The sequence below is a fragment of the Xanthomonas albilineans genome, from assembly GCF_009931595.1.
Classification (GTDB): domain Bacteria; phylum Pseudomonadota; class Gammaproteobacteria; order Xanthomonadales; family Xanthomonadaceae; genus Xanthomonas_A; species Xanthomonas_A albilineans.
Window position 1 is genome coordinate 2,480,382 of the sequence record NZ_CP046570.1, and the last position, 14,787, is coordinate 2,495,168.

A 14,787-nucleotide genomic window follows, 5' to 3' on the forward strand; every position below is an offset into this window, starting at 1 on the left:
CGCCGGGACACCGGGACCACGATACTGCGGCCTAACGACCCGAGATCCCGTCATGTCCGTGCGTGCGCTGCTGCTTGTGCTGTGTCTATCGATAGTGGGATGCAGCAGCCTGCCCAGCGATCCGGCCACCGGCCATTTCGTCAGCCGCCAGCTCAACCTCGATGGGCGCGTGTACCGCTACCTGGTGTTCGTACCGGCGCCGGCACATCGTCAAGGCCTGGTGCCGATCGTGTTGTTCCTGCATGGCTCGGGCGACCGCGGCAACGATGGCCACGATCAGGTCAAAACCGGCTTGGGGCCTTACCTGCGCAACCATCTGGGCGACTTCCCTGCGTTGGTGGTGCTACCGCAAGTTCCCGACGGCGAAGAGTGGAACGGCATCAATGCGACCATGGCGTTGCAGGCATTGGACCAGGCCATCGCGGAGTTCAACGGCGACCCGCAACGCACCTACCTGACCGGCATGTCGATGGGCGGTTACGGCACCTGGGAGATCGCGCTGCAGCAGCCCCAGCGTTTCGCCGCGCTGGTGCCGATCTGCGGAGCGATTCTGTCCCCGCACGAAGATCGCGAGTACATAGTGGTAACACCTGTGGCCTATCTGTCCGATCCCTACACGGCCCTGGCGGAACGCTTGCAGCACATCCCGGTGTGGATTTTCCACGGCGCTCAGGACGATCAGGTGCTGCCGCACGACGACCGCAAGATTTTTCGCGCGTTCAATAACCTCAACGCCGACGTGCGCTACACCGAATATCCGCACGGCAATCACAACGCGTGGGATGCCACCTACCGCGATCCCAAACTGTGGCAATGGCTATTCGCGCAGAAACGCACCGACACCAGCGGTGAGAGCGCAGCGAGCGACTGAGCCGCACAGCATCGGTAGCGATGCAAACGCGGCGATGTGATCGTGCGCAAACGGCCTCTCTACGATACAGGCAGCATCGGCGTTTCCACAGCGCGAGCTCCGACATCACCACTGTTATCCTTGCCCCCCATTGCTGTCTGCACCAACCGCCCTCATGCCTGTCGCCCGCCGCCCCGTCCTTCCCCGCTTCGCCCGCACCAGCGTGCAGCCGACCCACGCCGTGCGCATATCGCATCCGGCGGCAACGGCATGAGCATGCTCGGCGGACACACCGCCCATCTCGCCACCTGGGGCATCTGCGCACTGGCCACCGCCGGGGTGATCGCGCGACCGTTCAAATTGCCCGAGGCGTGCTGGGCGATCGGTGGCGCGCTGCTGCTGATGGCACTGGGGCTGATGCCGGGCGGTGAAGCGTGGCAGGCGGTGCTTAAGGGACTGGACGTGTATCTGTTCCTGATCGGCATGATGCTGCTATCGGAAACCGCACGCACCGAGGGCCTGTTCGACTGGGTTGCGATGCACGCGGTGAACCTGGCTGGCGGCTCGACCCGGCGGCTGTTCGCGCTAGTGTTCGGCGTCGGCATCGTGGTCACGGCATTTCTGTCCAACGATGCCACTGCGGTGGTGCTGACCCCAGCGGTGTACGCCGCCGCCCGCAAGTCCGGGGCCAAGCCGCTGCCGCTGCTGTTCGCCTGCGCGCTGATCGCCAACGCGGGCAGCTTCGTGTTGCCGATCTCCAACCCCGCCAATCTGGTGCTGTACGGCGGCCAGATGCCGACCCTGCGCGCCTGGATGGCCGCGTTCGCGCTGCCGTCGGTGCTGGCGATCGGGGTGACTTTCTGCATGCTGCGCTGGGCCGAACGCAAGGATCTGACCGGACGCTGTGCCGAGCGTGTGGACACCCTGCCATTGCCCCGTGGCGGCACGTTCGCACTGGTCGGCATTCTCGCCACCGCCGCGCTGCTGGTGGGTGTCTCCGCCGTGGGCCTGGACCTGGGGCTGCCCACCTGCCTGGCCGGCCTGGCCACGTTGGGCGTGGTCTGCCTGGGCGGGCGGCAATCGCCGCTGCCGATAGCCAGGGCGGTGTCGTGGTCGGTGTTGCCACTGGTCGCGGGCCTGTTCGTCCTGGTCGAAGCGCTGTCGCGTACCGGCGTGATCGGCCTGCTCGCACAGCGCCTGACCGCCGCCGCCGCGCACGCGCCGCACGCCACCGCCGGCATCGCCGGAACGTTACTGGCATTCGGCTCCAACCTGATGAACAACCTGCCCGCCGGGCTGATCGCCAGCACCACCGTGGCCCAGGCGCAGCCGCCGCAACTGGTGGTGGATGCGCTGTTGATCGGCGTGGACCTGGGCCCGAACCTGTCGATCACCGGCTCGTTGGCGACCATCCTGTGGCTGACCGCGATCCGCCGCGAAGGCGAGGACGTCGGCTTCTGGCGCTTTCTCAAAGTCGGCGTACTGGTGATGCCCCCAGCACTGCTGTGCGCGTTGGGTGCGCGCTTGCTCCTAAGCTGAGCCGCGGCCCTAGCGGGCACGCCACCGTCGCGCCACACCACTGACCAAGGCGATTGCCGCGGTCAGCGCCGCCATCGACAGAAACTGTCCGCGCGTATCCGGCGACACCACCAACAGAACGAAAATCAGCGCCAGAATCGCCAACGCCAATACGGTGAGCAGCGGATAGCCACGCATGCGAAATGGCAGCCGCGTGCCGATGCGATCGGCACGCGCGCGCAGGATCAACTGCGATACCAGCGAAATCGTCCACACCAGCAGGCAGGTCGCGCCGACGATATTGAGCAGCACCGGCAATACGCGGTTGGGATACAGCAGCTCCAGCATCGCAGCGACGAACCCGAACGACACACTGACCAGCACCGCCAGCCACGGCACCTGCTGACGGCTGGCGAGCGCCAGCAGACGCGGTGCCTCCCCGCGTTGCGCCAACGAGAAGATCATCCGCGAGGCCCCGTACAGATTGGCATTGAGCGCCGACAACAGCGCGATCACGGCGATCAAGGTCATGCCAGTCGCCGCGCCGGGAATCCTGGCCGCCTGCAGCACCGCGGCAAATGGCGATGCCAGCGCCCCGCTCTGCCAAGGCACCACCGCGACGATGACGCTCAGCGAACCGATGTAAAACACCAGGATCCGCCAGGCCACGGTCCGGATCGCACGCGCGATACTGCGCTCCGGGTCGGCGGTTTCGGCCGCCGCCACCGCCACGATCTCGGTGCCGCCGAAGGCGAATACCACGACCAGCAGCGCCGCAGCGATGCCGGCGATGCCTCTGGGCGCGAACCCGCCGTTGCCGATGAGATTGGACAAACCCGGCGCGACCACTCCCGGCAAGCAACCGGCGAGCAACATCACGCCAACCAGAATGAAGCCAAGGATCGCCGCCACCTTGAGAATGGCAAACCAGAACTCGCACTCGCCGAAGCTGCGCACACCCAGCAAATTGATCGCAGTGAGCACGACCATGAACCCGAGTGCGACCAGTGGGACCGACACCGGCCAGACCGTCGCGAGCAACCCAGACGCGCCCACCGCCTCGGCGGCGATCACGATCACCAACTGCAGCCACCACAACCAACCCAAGGTCGCACCGATGGTCGGGCCCATCGCGTCGGCGGCATACACCGAAAACGCACCGCTGGCCGGCTTGGCTGCGGCCATTTCGCCGAGCGCATTCATCACGATGATCACCAGCGCACCGGCGACCAGATAGGAGATCAACACCGCCGGCCCGGCGACATGCACGCCGACGCCGGAGCCGAGGAACAGACCGGCGCCGATCGCGCTGCCCAATCCCATCATGATCAATTGCCGCGGCCTCAGCGCATGGCGCAAGGGCACGGCGGCGGCAGGACGGACAGGCGCGGATGGATGCGGCATCGGTGCAATCGACAGGCGAAGACCCAACACGATACAACGTCGTCGCGGCGACGTGCGCATCTGGCCTGGATTGCCAAGTGAATCAGACTGCCGACACTGGCAATCGAGCCCTGCGTTGTCAGCGACGACTCAAGGCCCGCAAAGCAAACCGCGCTGTCATGCGGATTGCAGCCGCCGCCAGCCACGCACGGCACGGGCAGTGGCTACCGCCGCCACGCCGCAAGCACAGCGCATGCGGTGTGCGTTACAACGTGCGGGATGGCACCGCGTGCGGCGCCATCCCTGCATGCCAAGGCATGCTTAGAACTCCTGCCAATTCTTCTCCAGCACCGCCGCCGCGACCGGTCGCTCGCGCCGCAGGGCTACCGCCACCGGCTTGACCACCGACACCCTACCCTGCCGCGGCGGCATCGCCGCAGAGGCATCGAGCTTGAACAACGCCACCGCCTGACTCAACTCCACCGCCTGCTGCTCCATCGAACGCGCCGCAGCCGTGGCTTCTTCCACCAACGCCGCATTCTGCTGCGTGCTCTCGTCCATCTGCGTCACCGTCTGGTTCACCTGCTCGATGCCCGCCGACTGCTCCTGCGAGGCCGCCGAAATCTCGCCCATGATGTCGGTCACCCGCTGCACCGAGGACACGATCTCCTGCATCGTCTTGCCTGCCTGATCCACCAGCAACGACCCTTCCGCCACACGCGTGACCGAGTCGTCGATCAACCCCTTGATCTCCTTGGCCGCATTCGCCGAGCGCTGCGCCAACGTCCGCACTTCGGTCGCCACCACCGCAAACCCACGCCCCTGTTCGCCCGCGCGTGCCGCTTCCACCGCCGCGTTGAGCGCCAGAATATTGGTCTGGAACGCGATGCCATCGATCACGCTGATGATGTCGGCGATCTTCTTCGAGGCCGTATCGATGCCGCTCATGGTCTGCACCACCTGACTGACCACCGCACCGCCCTGCGAGGCCACCGACGCGGCACCGACAGCGAGTTGGTTGGCTTGGCGTGCATTCTCCGCGTTCTGTTTCACCGTGGAGGTCAGCTCTTCCATCGAAGCGGCCGTTTCCTCCAGGCTCGCCGCCTGCTGCTCGGTGCGCTGCGACAAGTCATCGTTGCCTGTGGCGATTTCGCTGGCGGCGGCGTTGATCGAACCGGCCGACTGCTTGATGCGCCCGACGATACTGGCCAGTTGCTCGGCCGTGGCATTGGCATCGTCGCGCATCTGCGCGAACACACCATGGAAATCGCCACGCATACGCGCGGTCAGATCCCCCGCCGCAATCGCCTGCAGCAACGCCGACAACGACTGCAGATTGCCATCTGCGGTGGACATCAGTTGATTGAGGCTCTCCACCATCACCCGGAAGTCGTACTGGAAGCGCTCGGCATCCCCGCGCGCAGCGAAGTCGCCATGCGCCGCCGAGTAAGCCAGTTGCTTGATCTGCCCGTTCATCGCCGACAGGTTTGTCTTCACTTCGTCCATGGTCTTGCTCAACACCGCTTCCTCGCCCGGCAGGCGATCCATGTCCTGACTCAGATCGCCGATCGCATAGCGCCCCATGATCTGCGCCAGCTTGGTCTTGACCGCCAGATGCGAGGACACCAGCGCATTGGTCTCGGCCGCCATCCGCCCGTAATCGCCGGGGAACGTCTGCGCATCGATACGGTGACTGACCTCGCCGGCATCGTGGCGCTTGGCCATTTCCAACTGCGCACCGATCAGGCTGCGCAATTGCTGCTGCATGCCATCCATCGCGATCAACAGCCGGCCAGTTTCGTCCTTGGCCTCGGTCCGCACGTCGTTATCCAGCTTGCCCGATGCAATCGCCTCGGCGGCACGGGTCGCGCGATTCAACGGCATGGTCAGACTGCGCGTGATCAACCAGGCCAGCAGACTGCTGACCAGCACCACGAGAGCACCACCGGCAATGAGTAAATTGCGACCACGGTCCATCGACTCGCTCGCCGAGGCATAGGCATCGCTGCTAAGTTTGGCCTGCAAATCCGCATAGGCGGCAATGGCATCCTGCCACTTCTGCACCACCGGAACGGACTTGGCCATCATCAAATCCAGCGCCGCCTCCGGTTTGTAGTTCATACCCAGATCGATGACGCGGTTATTGACCTCGACTGACATCGCCCGCGTGCGGTCGATCTCCTCCAACTTGGCACGGCTTTGCGCGTCACTGGGAATTTCACTCAACCGCTTGCGCGCTGCGAGATAGCGCGCGCGCTGCTGGACGATCACTTTGGAGAAACGGATATTGTCCTCCTGAGAGGTCGGCAACACGATATTGCGGATATTGATGGCGACGGCCGAACTCGAGTCGAGCATCTCGCTGGATGCACGTATTGCCGCAATGTTGCGATTGACAATACTATCCAACCGCCCACGCGCCTGAATGAGGGTGATAAGTCCGGCGACGACAAGCGTGCAGGAAAGTAGAATCAGGATGCCGAACGCCGTGGAGAGACGTGTACCGACGTTATAGCGTTGAAGGAAGGCGACCATGAAGGACTCTCACTGATAAGGGGAAGTACGCAATTCATCGCCCAGGAATCGCGTGAAATTCCAGCGCCTGAGTGAACTGGACCCGCATCTATACGTAAATGCAAAAATAATGGGCCAAAAATTTTTATATCTACCAACTATAGGCAAGCCAACTCACGATGCTTGACCGAGATATCGGCGCTTCTCAGGCAGACTTAATAGGCCACAGCATGGTCATTTTTACTTCATTCACAAATATAAAAAATTTATATCAGCGAAGGCGCCGAACCGAATCGGTCGATTTTCGTGAAATCCGGGTGTATGCCTGCTCCGGAAACATCCAGGTATCGCGTTGGCATCGGCACGACACGCAAGGCCGCAGGCACAGCGCATGCGGCATCCGTTACAACGTGCGGGATGGCACCGCGTGCGGCGCCATCCCTGCATGCCAAGGCATGCTTAGAACTCCTGCCAATCCTTCTCCACTGCCGCCGCCGGTCGCTCGCGCCGCAGGGCTACCGCCACCGGCTTGACCACAGACGCCACCGACGCCCTGCCCTGCCGCGGCGGCATCGCCGCAGAGGCATCGAGCTTGAACAACGCCACCGCCTGACTCAACTCCACCGCCTGCTGCTCCATCGAACGCGCCGCAGCCGTGGCTTCTTCCACCAACGCCGCATTCTGCTGCGTGCTCTCGTCCATCTGCGTCACCGTCTGGTTCACCTGCTCGATGCCCGCCGACTGCTCCTGCGAGGCCGCCGAAATCTCGCCCATGATGTCGGTCACCCGCTGCACCGAGGACACGATCTCCTGCATCGTCTTGCCTGCCTGATCCACCAGCAACGACCCTTCCGCCACACGCGTGACCGAGTCGTCGATCAACCCCTTGATCTCCTTGGCCGCATTCGCCGAGCGCTGCGCCAACGTCCGCACTTCGGTCGCCACCACCGCAAACCCACGCCCCTGCTCGCCCGCGCGTGCCGCTTCCACCGCCGCGTTGAGCGCCAGAATATTAGTCTGGAACGCGATGCCATCGATCACGCTGATGATGTCGGCAATCTTCTTCGAGGCCGTATCGATGCCGCTCATGGTCTGCACCACCTGATCGACCACCGCACCGCCCTGCGAGGCCACCGACGCGGCGCTGATAGCGAGCTGGTTGGCTTGGCGTGCATTCTCCGCGTTCTGTTTCACCGTGGAGGTCAACTCTTCCATCGAAGCGGCCGTTTCCTCCAGGCTCGCCGCCTGCTGCTCGGTGCGCTGCGACAAGTCATCGTTGCCTGTGGCGATTTCGCTGGCGGCGGCGTTGATCGAACCGGCCGACTGCTTGATGCGCCCGACGATACTGGCCAGTTGCTCGGCCGTGGCATTGGCATCGTCGCGCATCTGCGCGAACACACCATGGAAATCGCCACGCATGCGCGCGGTCAGATCCCCCGCCGCAATCGCCTGCAGCAACGCCGACAACGACTGCAGATTGCCATCTGCGGTGGACATCAGTTGATTGAGGCTCTCCACCATCACCCGGAAGTCGTACTGGAAGCGCTCGGCATCCCCGCGCGCGGCGAAGTCGCCATGCGCCGCCGAGTAAGCCAGTTGCTTGATCTGCCCGTTCATCGCCGACAGGTTTGTCTTCACTTCGTCCATGGTCTTGCTCAACACCGCTTCCTCGCCCGGCAGGCGATCCATGTCCTGACTCAGATCGCCGATCGCATAGCGCCCCATGATCTGCGCCAGCTTGGTCTTGACCGCCAGATGCGAGGACACCAGCGCATTGGTCTCGGCCGCCATCCGCCCGTAATCGCCGGGGAACGTCTGCGCATCGATACGGTGACTGACCTCGCCAGCATCGTGGCGCTTGGCCATTTCCAACTGCGCACCGATCAGGCTGCGTAATTGCTGCTGCATGCCATCCATCGCGATCAACAGCCGGCCGGTTTCGTCCTTGGCATCGGTCCGCACGTCGTTATCCAGCTTGCCCGATGCAATCGCCTCAGCGGCGCGGGTCGCGCGATTCAACGGCACAGTCAGGCTCCGCGTGATCAACCAGGCCAGCAGACTGCTGATCAGTACCACGAGAGCACCACCGGCAATGAGCAGGTTGCGCCCAAGGTCCATCGACACTTTCGCGGCCGCGTAAGCGGCGGCACCACGTTGACGTTGCCGATTCGCATACACATTGATCGCTTCCTGCCACTGCTTGGTCGCTGGATCCGCACGCGTCATCAGCACTTTAAGCGCCTCGGCGCTTTTATTGGCCAGACCCAGGTCCATCACCTGCTGATTGACCTCACGGGTGCTTGCGTAGGTGTCGTCGATCCGTTTGCGCATATCCGCCGCGACCTGTTCGGTCACCGGAATCGCGTAGAGCTTGTCGTGGATTTCAGTGTAGTAACGGCGCTGCTGTTCGATGACATCGGCGAATTGGCGATTCTCTTCATCGGTAGTGGGCAGCACGATGTTGCGCAGATTGATCGCGATCAGCGCACTGGCATTACGCATTTCGCTCATGTAATCGAGAATCTGCATTCTGCGATTGACGATGGTATCCATCATTCCACGTGCTTGACTCAACGTCATCAAGCCTGCCACGACGAGTGCGCAGGACAGCAGGATGAGAACACCGAAAGCCGAAGAAAGCCGCGTACCGACGTTATAACGTTGCAGGAACCGGATCATGAGGATGTTACCAACTAAAAAGAATGGCAGGAGTCCTGACAACGCTCGAAGATCGCGCAGCACATTGCCTGACTTACCGGCCAGGCAGGGTGGAGAGCGAAAACACGAACACGCCTCATGCCCACCGCATCGGCGGCATGCTGCGCTTGTCATCGTTGGCTGTAACGGCACATCCAGTCGCTTCTTTATGCGCAATCGAGCATATGTTTTGCCACCACTCACACAAATGAGGATGCATGTAAAGACTTGTGATTGAATTCACAATTAAATCAGAAAATTAAATTTCCATAGTGAATACCTATGGCATCGACTTGGAGTCGATGCCAGGTGATCGGCAAGCAACACGGGCCAGACCCAGTAATCGCGCACGCCATCGTGACTACGGAAAAACTGTCCCCATCCCAACGTTCGCCTCCCAGGAGGAAACAAGAAGATACATACCATGCTCAGAAGACGGGCAACGACAACTCAGGACACACCTTCGCGCACTTTGTGCCGCGTCCGTAATGCCGGCGACACCGACGAAAAAACGCGCAGAACTCAGATGACAAGCACATCGATGCCGTACCCGACGATGCCCATCGGGTAAGAGCCGCCAACAAAACTGCTGCCTCGCTCTCATGGCGGGAGCAGGGAGTGCTCGGAATCGTCATGCATCACCTTTACGGTGCGCCCCTCGCATGTGCCGTCTCCGCCCACCCAACAGCGACTCGCGACGTTTTTTAGCCAGTCCAAATGCGCACTATTCGTCTTTAGGGCAGAGTTACCGCGCTTGCGCGGTGGCGCAATGCTGCCTCAGACTCCGACCCAGCACAGGAGCCCCTCCCATCGACTCAGCTCACGCTGTCGACACGGTTGTCGCGACGGTCGGCATCAGGCAACACGTGGTCGGGATCGAGCGTCACATGCAGCACCTTCTGCGTGCTCGGCACGCGAATCTGCGGCTCGGTCTGTTGCAGCCAGGTTTCGACCGGCACGCGCTGATCCAGATGGCTGCCGTCGGCGAAATCGATGCGCAAGGTCGCCGGCATCACCAGCTTCTGCCGGCTGCGCAAGGTCACCAGCAAGCCCTTGGCCGGATCGTGATCGACATAGGTGGCAGCCTGCACGCCCATATCCAGTTGCCAGTTGTTGAAATACCAACCGCGCCACCACCAGGCCAGATCCTCGCCGGATTCGCTTTCCATCAGCCGGAAGAAATCCGACGGCGTCGGGTGCTTGTAGGCCCAGGTGGCAATGTACTTGCGAAATGCCGGATCAAAACGCGCCGGCCCCAGGATTTGTTCGCGCAGCAGCACCAGCCCCAGGGCGGCCTTGAAATAGATCAATGGATGGCGATAAGCCTCGCTGGTGGCATCGGCATGGGCGAATAACGTCGGTGCCTGCGCATCGGCCAGCAGCGGCAGGATCTCGTCCACCGGGTTACCGCCATTGGGCGCATATTCGCCGTCGCGCTTGGGCGCGTATTCGCCATGATTGAACGCGTCGGAAGCATAGACGTCGATGAAAGTGTTGAAACCTTCGTCCATGAACGCATGGCGACGCTCGTTGGAGCCGACGATCATCGGGAACCAGCCATGTCCCAGTTCATGTGCGGTGATCCAGAACAGTTGCTTGCCACCGTCGTGCATGTCCTCGAAGACGATGCCGGGATATTCCATGTCGGCGCCATGACCGCCGAGATTGACCGCAACCGGCCACGGATACGGATACCACTGCGAAAAATGTTCGATCGACGCCTTCACGAATTCGGTGGATCGGCCCCACTTGTCGGCACCCATCCCCTGCCGCGGGTACAACGACATCGCCAGCGCATGCCGACCCTGCGGCAGGTTGATGCGCGCGGCGTCCCAGACGAACGCCGGCGAGGCGGCAAACGCGACGTCGCGGGTGTGGTCCATATGGAAGCGCCAGGTCTGGGTACCGCTGGCGCTGGGTCGACTGGCCGGGTCGCCGACTTCGTCGACGCCGCGGATGGTCACGGTACGATCGCTGGCAGCGGCTTGCGCCAAGCGCCGGCGCTGCGTGGCAGTCAATACCTGCGTGGGATTCACCAGCTCGCCGGAGCCGGCAACCAGATAATTCCACGGCACCGTCACCGCGTAGTCGAAATCGCCGTATTCCAAGTAAAACTCCGCACCCAGGTAGGGTTGCGTGTCCCAGCCGCGCAGGTCGTCGTACACCGCCATGCGCGGATACCACTGTGCGATCTCGTACATGTCCCCGTCGCTCGTCGAGGTGACTGCGGTACGACCACCCCAGATGCCGGGCACGGTATAGGCATAGTCGATGTGGAGTTTGAGCGCCTTACCGCTACCGAGCGGTTGCGGCAAGTCCACGCGCATACGGGTGTCGTCGATCAGGAAGGTCGCCGGCACGCGCTTGCCGTCCTGTTCCAGTTCTACTCTGGCAATACGGTCGCCATCGGTGGTCGGTCGGTCGGCGCGCGCGGCATGCAGGCTGCGGGTACGCGCGTCGGCACGATAGAAGTTCTGGTCAAGCTGCAGCCAGAGCACATCCAGCGTATCCGGGCTGCGATTGCTGTAGGTGATGGTTTCCTGGCCTCGGAGCGTATGCGTGGCCGGGTCCAGCGTCGCTTGCAATGCGTAGTCGGCACGGTTCTGCCAATACAGTGGTCCAGGAACGCCGCCACCGCTGCGGTAGGCCGTGGCCGGCTGCGGCAATTGCAGCGGGGCGAACAGGGCGAGCGGATCGTAGGCGCTGGTCGGTGCCGGCGCTGGCGCCGCGGCACGGGCTGGGGCGAAGGCAAGGCAGGAAACACAAGCCGCGACGAAAGTCGCGCGGCGCAGAGCGTGATTCATGGGGGCGTCCGTGGGCAGGATCAGCATCCATGCTAAGCCGAATCGGCCCGAGACGGGTATGCCGGAAGGGCTGGTCGCAGCGACCGGCCGCGACCAGCACAACCCACGCCGCTCAGCCCAACAATGTCTCCAACACGGCCATACGCACCGCCACACCGTTGGCGACCTGGCGCAGCACGCACGATTGCGCGCCGTCGGCGACCTCGTCGGTGATCTCCACGCCGCGGTTGATCGGGCCCGGATGCAGCACAACAGCGTCCTTGGCCGCGCGACGCAGACGTTCGGCGTTGAGGCCGTACTGAGTGTGATACTGCTCCAGCGAGGCCACCAGGCCTTCCTCCATGCGTTCGCGCTGTAGACGCAGCATCATCACCGCGTCCACGCCCTCGATCATGGCGTCGAGGTCATCGCCGACCACGCAGCCATCCAGGGTGTCGTCGTCCGGCAGCAGCGCACGCGGGCCGCACACGCGCACCTCGCCGGCACCCAGAGTGCGTAGGGCATGCAAGTCAGAGCGCGCCACTCGCGAGTGTTTGACGTCGCCGACGATGATCAACTTGAGCTTGGAGAAATCGCCGCCCTTGGCATGGCGCAGGGTCAGCATGTCGAGCAGGCCCTGGGTCGGATGCGCACTGAGGCCATCGCCGGCGTTGATCAGCGCAGTCCCCTCGCCCGCCGCTTCGGCAAGCCGCGCGACTGCGCCGTCCTCCGGATGGCGCACGATGAAGCCGCGCACGCCCATGGCTTCCAGATTTTTCAACGTGTCGCGCGCGGTCTCGCCCTTGCGCGTTGACGAGGTGGAGGCATCGAAGTTCAGCACGTCCGCGCCCAGCCGCTGCGCGGCCAGTTGAAACGAACTACGGGTGCGCGTGGACGGCTCGAAGAACAGCGTACACACTGCGCTCCCGGCCAGCACGCTGCGCTTGCCGACCCGTCCCACCGCTGCGTCGCGGATCTGACCGGCGCGGTCCAGCAGTTGCAACAGGGTCGCACGCGGCAGTCCTTCCAACGTGAGCAAGTGACGCAGGCGTCCATGAAAATCGAGTTGCGGATGGGTCATGGCGAATCCGGGCAAACATCAGGGAAGGGAAATCGCGTCGTCGGGCGCGGCCAACCAACGCTCGACGATCACGGCGGCCGCCAGCGCGTCCAGCGCGTCGGCGTCGCGGCGGCGCTTGCGACCGGCGGCGCGGTCCACGGCGAAACGCTGGGCCGCCTCGACCGAACTGGAACGTTCGTCGACCAGCACCACCGGCAGGCAATAGCGCGCACCGAGTTCGCGGGCAAAGGCATGGGCGCGCTTGCGGTTGGGTTGATCGGCGCCGTCGAGGGTGAGCGGGTCGCCGACCACCAACCCGTGCGGGCGCCATTGGGCATGCAGGCGGTCCAACGCAGGCCAATCCGGCCCTTGCGCATGCACGTCGATCACCGCCAGTGCGCGTGCGCCGCTGCCGAAACGGCTGCCGACCGCCACGCCGATACGGCGATGGCCGACATCGAAACCTAGCACGGTCCCATCGTGGCGGAGCGTCGCGGCCCCATCGGTGCCGGAGGCGGGCGTGACAGCCTCAGGCATGCCCGCTGTAGTCGGTAAGGCGGAACAGATCCACGCCGATGCGCCCGGCCGCGCTCTGCCAACGCCGCTCCAACGGCAGCGCGAACAGCAATTCGGCATCGGCCGGCGCGGTCAGCCAACTGTTCTCGCCCAGTTCGTACTCGAGTTGGCCGGCCCCCCAGCCCGCGCAGCCCAGCGCGACCACCGCATTACGCGGCCCCTCGCCACGCGCCATCGCTTCGAGCACGTCGCGCGAGGTGGTGAGGTACAGGCCCTCGGCAAATGCCAGGCTCGAATCCCAGGGGTGCTCGCCATCGTGAATCACGAAGCCGCGTTCCGGATGCACCGGCCCGCCATTGAGTACCACCTGCTCGCGCAACGCCGCATCGATGGTCGCGATGCCCATCTGGGCCAGCACTTCGCCCAGTGTGTATTCGGAAGCGCGGTTGACCACCACGCCCATCGCGCCGTTCTCGTCGTGCTGACAGATCAGCGCCACGCTGCGCGCGAAGTTCGGATCGGACAGCGCCGGCAGCGCGATCAGCAGTTGGTTGGCAAGGGGCGTGGGCAAAGCGGACATGCGCCCATTCTATCGTCCCTGCCATGCGCGCTGCCATAATCGGCTGATCGCAATGTGCTGCAATGCCAACGGCCGTTATGCCGTCAATTGCCAGATCCACGCCAATGCCAATGACGCCGCTGGCTGACACGACGTAGCCAACGTATCGTTCCTCCCACAGCGCGGCGAACACGCGGTTGCACTCCACATGGCCCTGCGTGTCGGCAAGCTGGAACTGGCCCGGCAACGCTGGCCCGCTCTGCGAATGCAGGGAGTACATCGCGCCGAGGTGCGCCCCGCGCACGACGATCAAGACGATTAACGGATACTTCCCGCATGAGCAGCTATTGCGACATCGCCCCCGGCCATCCCTTGCATGGTCCCTATCACGACGACGAATACGGTGTTCCGCAGCGTGCCGACACCGTCCTGTTCGAACGGCTTGTCCTGGAGATCAATCAAGCCGGGCTGAGCTGGGAATTGATGTTAAAAAAGCGCGAAGGCTTTCGCGCCGCCTACGCCGGGTTCGACGTGGATACGGTCGCGGCCTACGGCGAGGCCGATGTAGTGCGCCTGCTCGCCGATCCCGGCATCATCCGCAACCGTCTCAAGGTGCAAGCGGCGATCCACAACGCACAAGTGATCCAGGGCCTACGCGCCGCTCATGGCAGCTTCGCCGCCTGGCTGGATGCACAGCATCCGCGCAGCAAACCCGAGTGGGTCGCACTATTCAAGCGCACGTTCCGCTTCACTGGCGGCGAGATCACCGGCGAATTCCTGATGAGCCTGGGCTATCTGCCAGGCGCGCACCGGGCCGACTGTCCCGCATACGCGCGCATCGCACGATTGAATCCGCCATGGATGCGCGATGGCTGACGCCCCCCCCGGGCAGCAGATGCAAGCTGCG

The 14,787-nt window shown here is 63.6% G+C and carries 10 protein-coding genes; 3 read left to right on the forward strand and 7 right to left on the reverse strand.

What is annotated here, in order from left to right; genetic code table 11:
• The first annotated feature begins 52 nt into the window (after positions 1 to 52).
• Both XaFJ1_RS10415 and XaFJ1_RS10420 read left to right on the forward strand, forming a co-directional pair.
• Positions 53 to 871: a carboxylesterase family protein gene (locus tag XaFJ1_RS10415; protein ID WP_012916631.1), complete on the forward strand. Its 819-nt coding sequence runs from the start codon at positions 53 to 55 to the stop codon at positions 869 to 871.
• Between the two features lie 249 nt (positions 872 to 1,120).
• Positions 1,121 to 2,389, forward strand: a complete 1,269-nt coding sequence (locus XaFJ1_RS10420; protein WP_012916632.1) for an arsenic transporter — start codon at positions 1,121 to 1,123, stop codon at positions 2,387 to 2,389.
• Between the two features lie 9 nt (positions 2,390 to 2,398).
• On the opposite strand, the gene XaFJ1_RS10425 is transcribed toward XaFJ1_RS10420, so the two are convergent.
• The 7 genes from XaFJ1_RS10425 to XaFJ1_RS10455 form a co-directional block, all read right to left on the reverse strand.
• Positions 2,399 to 3,772, reverse strand: a complete 1,374-nt coding sequence (locus XaFJ1_RS10425) for an amino acid permease (RefSeq protein WP_012916633.1) — start codon at positions 3,770 to 3,772, stop codon at positions 2,399 to 2,401.
• 300 nt (positions 3,773 to 4,072) lie between these two features.
• Entirely contained in the window at positions 4,073 to 6,286 is a 2,214-nt protein-coding gene (locus XaFJ1_RS10430; RefSeq protein WP_161525181.1) for a methyl-accepting chemotaxis protein, read from the reverse strand.
• 438 nt (positions 6,287 to 6,724) lie between these two features.
• Positions 6,725 to 8,944 (reverse strand): methyl-accepting chemotaxis protein, encoded by a 2,220-nt coding sequence (locus tag XaFJ1_RS10435; protein WP_012916636.1) that lies wholly within the window; start codon positions 8,942 to 8,944, stop codon positions 6,725 to 6,727.
• An 833-nt stretch (positions 8,945 to 9,777) separates the two neighbouring features.
• Positions 9,778 to 11,766, reverse strand: a complete 1,989-nt coding sequence (locus XaFJ1_RS10440; protein WP_045757347.1) for a M1 family metallopeptidase — start codon at positions 11,764 to 11,766, stop codon at positions 9,778 to 9,780.
• 112 nt (positions 11,767 to 11,878) lie between these two features.
• Complete coding sequence (locus tag XaFJ1_RS10445; protein WP_012916638.1) at positions 11,879 to 12,826, reverse strand: aspartate carbamoyltransferase catalytic subunit; 948 nt, start codon at positions 12,824 to 12,826, stop codon at positions 11,879 to 11,881.
• 18 nt (positions 12,827 to 12,844) lie between these two features.
• Positions 12,845 to 13,342, reverse strand: a complete 498-nt coding sequence (ruvX, locus tag XaFJ1_RS10450; RefSeq protein ID WP_012916639.1) for a Holliday junction resolvase RuvX — start codon at positions 13,340 to 13,342, stop codon at positions 12,845 to 12,847.
• Positions 13,335 to 13,901: a YqgE/AlgH family protein gene (locus XaFJ1_RS10455; protein WP_012916640.1), complete on the reverse strand. Its 567-nt coding sequence runs from the start codon at positions 13,899 to 13,901 to the stop codon at positions 13,335 to 13,337. Before XaFJ1_RS10455 ends, ruvX begins: the two co-directional genes overlap by 8 nt.
• A 315-nt stretch (positions 13,902 to 14,216) precedes the next feature.
• Between XaFJ1_RS10455 and XaFJ1_RS10460 the strand changes: the two genes are divergently transcribed.
• On the forward strand, positions 14,217 to 14,756 hold the full coding sequence (locus XaFJ1_RS10460; RefSeq protein WP_012916641.1) for a DNA-3-methyladenine glycosylase I: 540 nt from the start codon (positions 14,217 to 14,219) through the stop codon (positions 14,754 to 14,756).
• Positions 14,757 to 14,787: the final 31 nt, after the last annotated feature.

Coding starts and splice junctions, on each gene's coding strand:
- XaFJ1_RS10430 (WP_161525181.1), bottom strand. CDS start 6,286: ATGGTCGCCTTCCTTCAACGCTATAACGTCGGTACACGTCTCTCCACG.
- XaFJ1_RS10415 (WP_012916631.1), top strand. CDS start 53: ATGTCCGTGCGTGCGCTGCTGCTTGTGCTGTGTCTATCGATAGTGGGA.
- ruvX (WP_012916639.1), bottom strand. CDS start 13,342: ATGCCTGAGGCTGTCACGCCCGCCTCCGGCACCGATGGGGCCGCGACG.
- XaFJ1_RS10445 (WP_012916638.1), bottom strand. CDS start 12,826: ATGACCCATCCGCAACTCGATTTTCATGGACGCCTGCGTCACTTGCTC.
- XaFJ1_RS10440 (WP_045757347.1), bottom strand. CDS start 11,766: ATGAATCACGCTCTGCGCCGCGCGACTTTCGTCGCGGCTTGTGTTTCC.
- XaFJ1_RS10425 (WP_012916633.1), bottom strand. CDS start 3,772: ATGCCGCATCCATCCGCGCCTGTCCGTCCTGCCGCCGCCGTGCCCTTG.
- XaFJ1_RS10420 (WP_012916632.1), top strand. CDS start 1,121: ATGAGCATGCTCGGCGGACACACCGCCCATCTCGCCACCTGGGGCATC.
- XaFJ1_RS10455 (WP_012916640.1), bottom strand. CDS start 13,901: ATGTCCGCTTTGCCCACGCCCCTTGCCAACCAACTGCTGATCGCGCTG.
- XaFJ1_RS10460 (WP_012916641.1), top strand. CDS start 14,217: ATGAGCAGCTATTGCGACATCGCCCCCGGCCATCCCTTGCATGGTCCC.
- XaFJ1_RS10435 (WP_012916636.1), bottom strand. CDS start 8,944: ATGATCCGGTTCCTGCAACGTTATAACGTCGGTACGCGGCTTTCTTCG.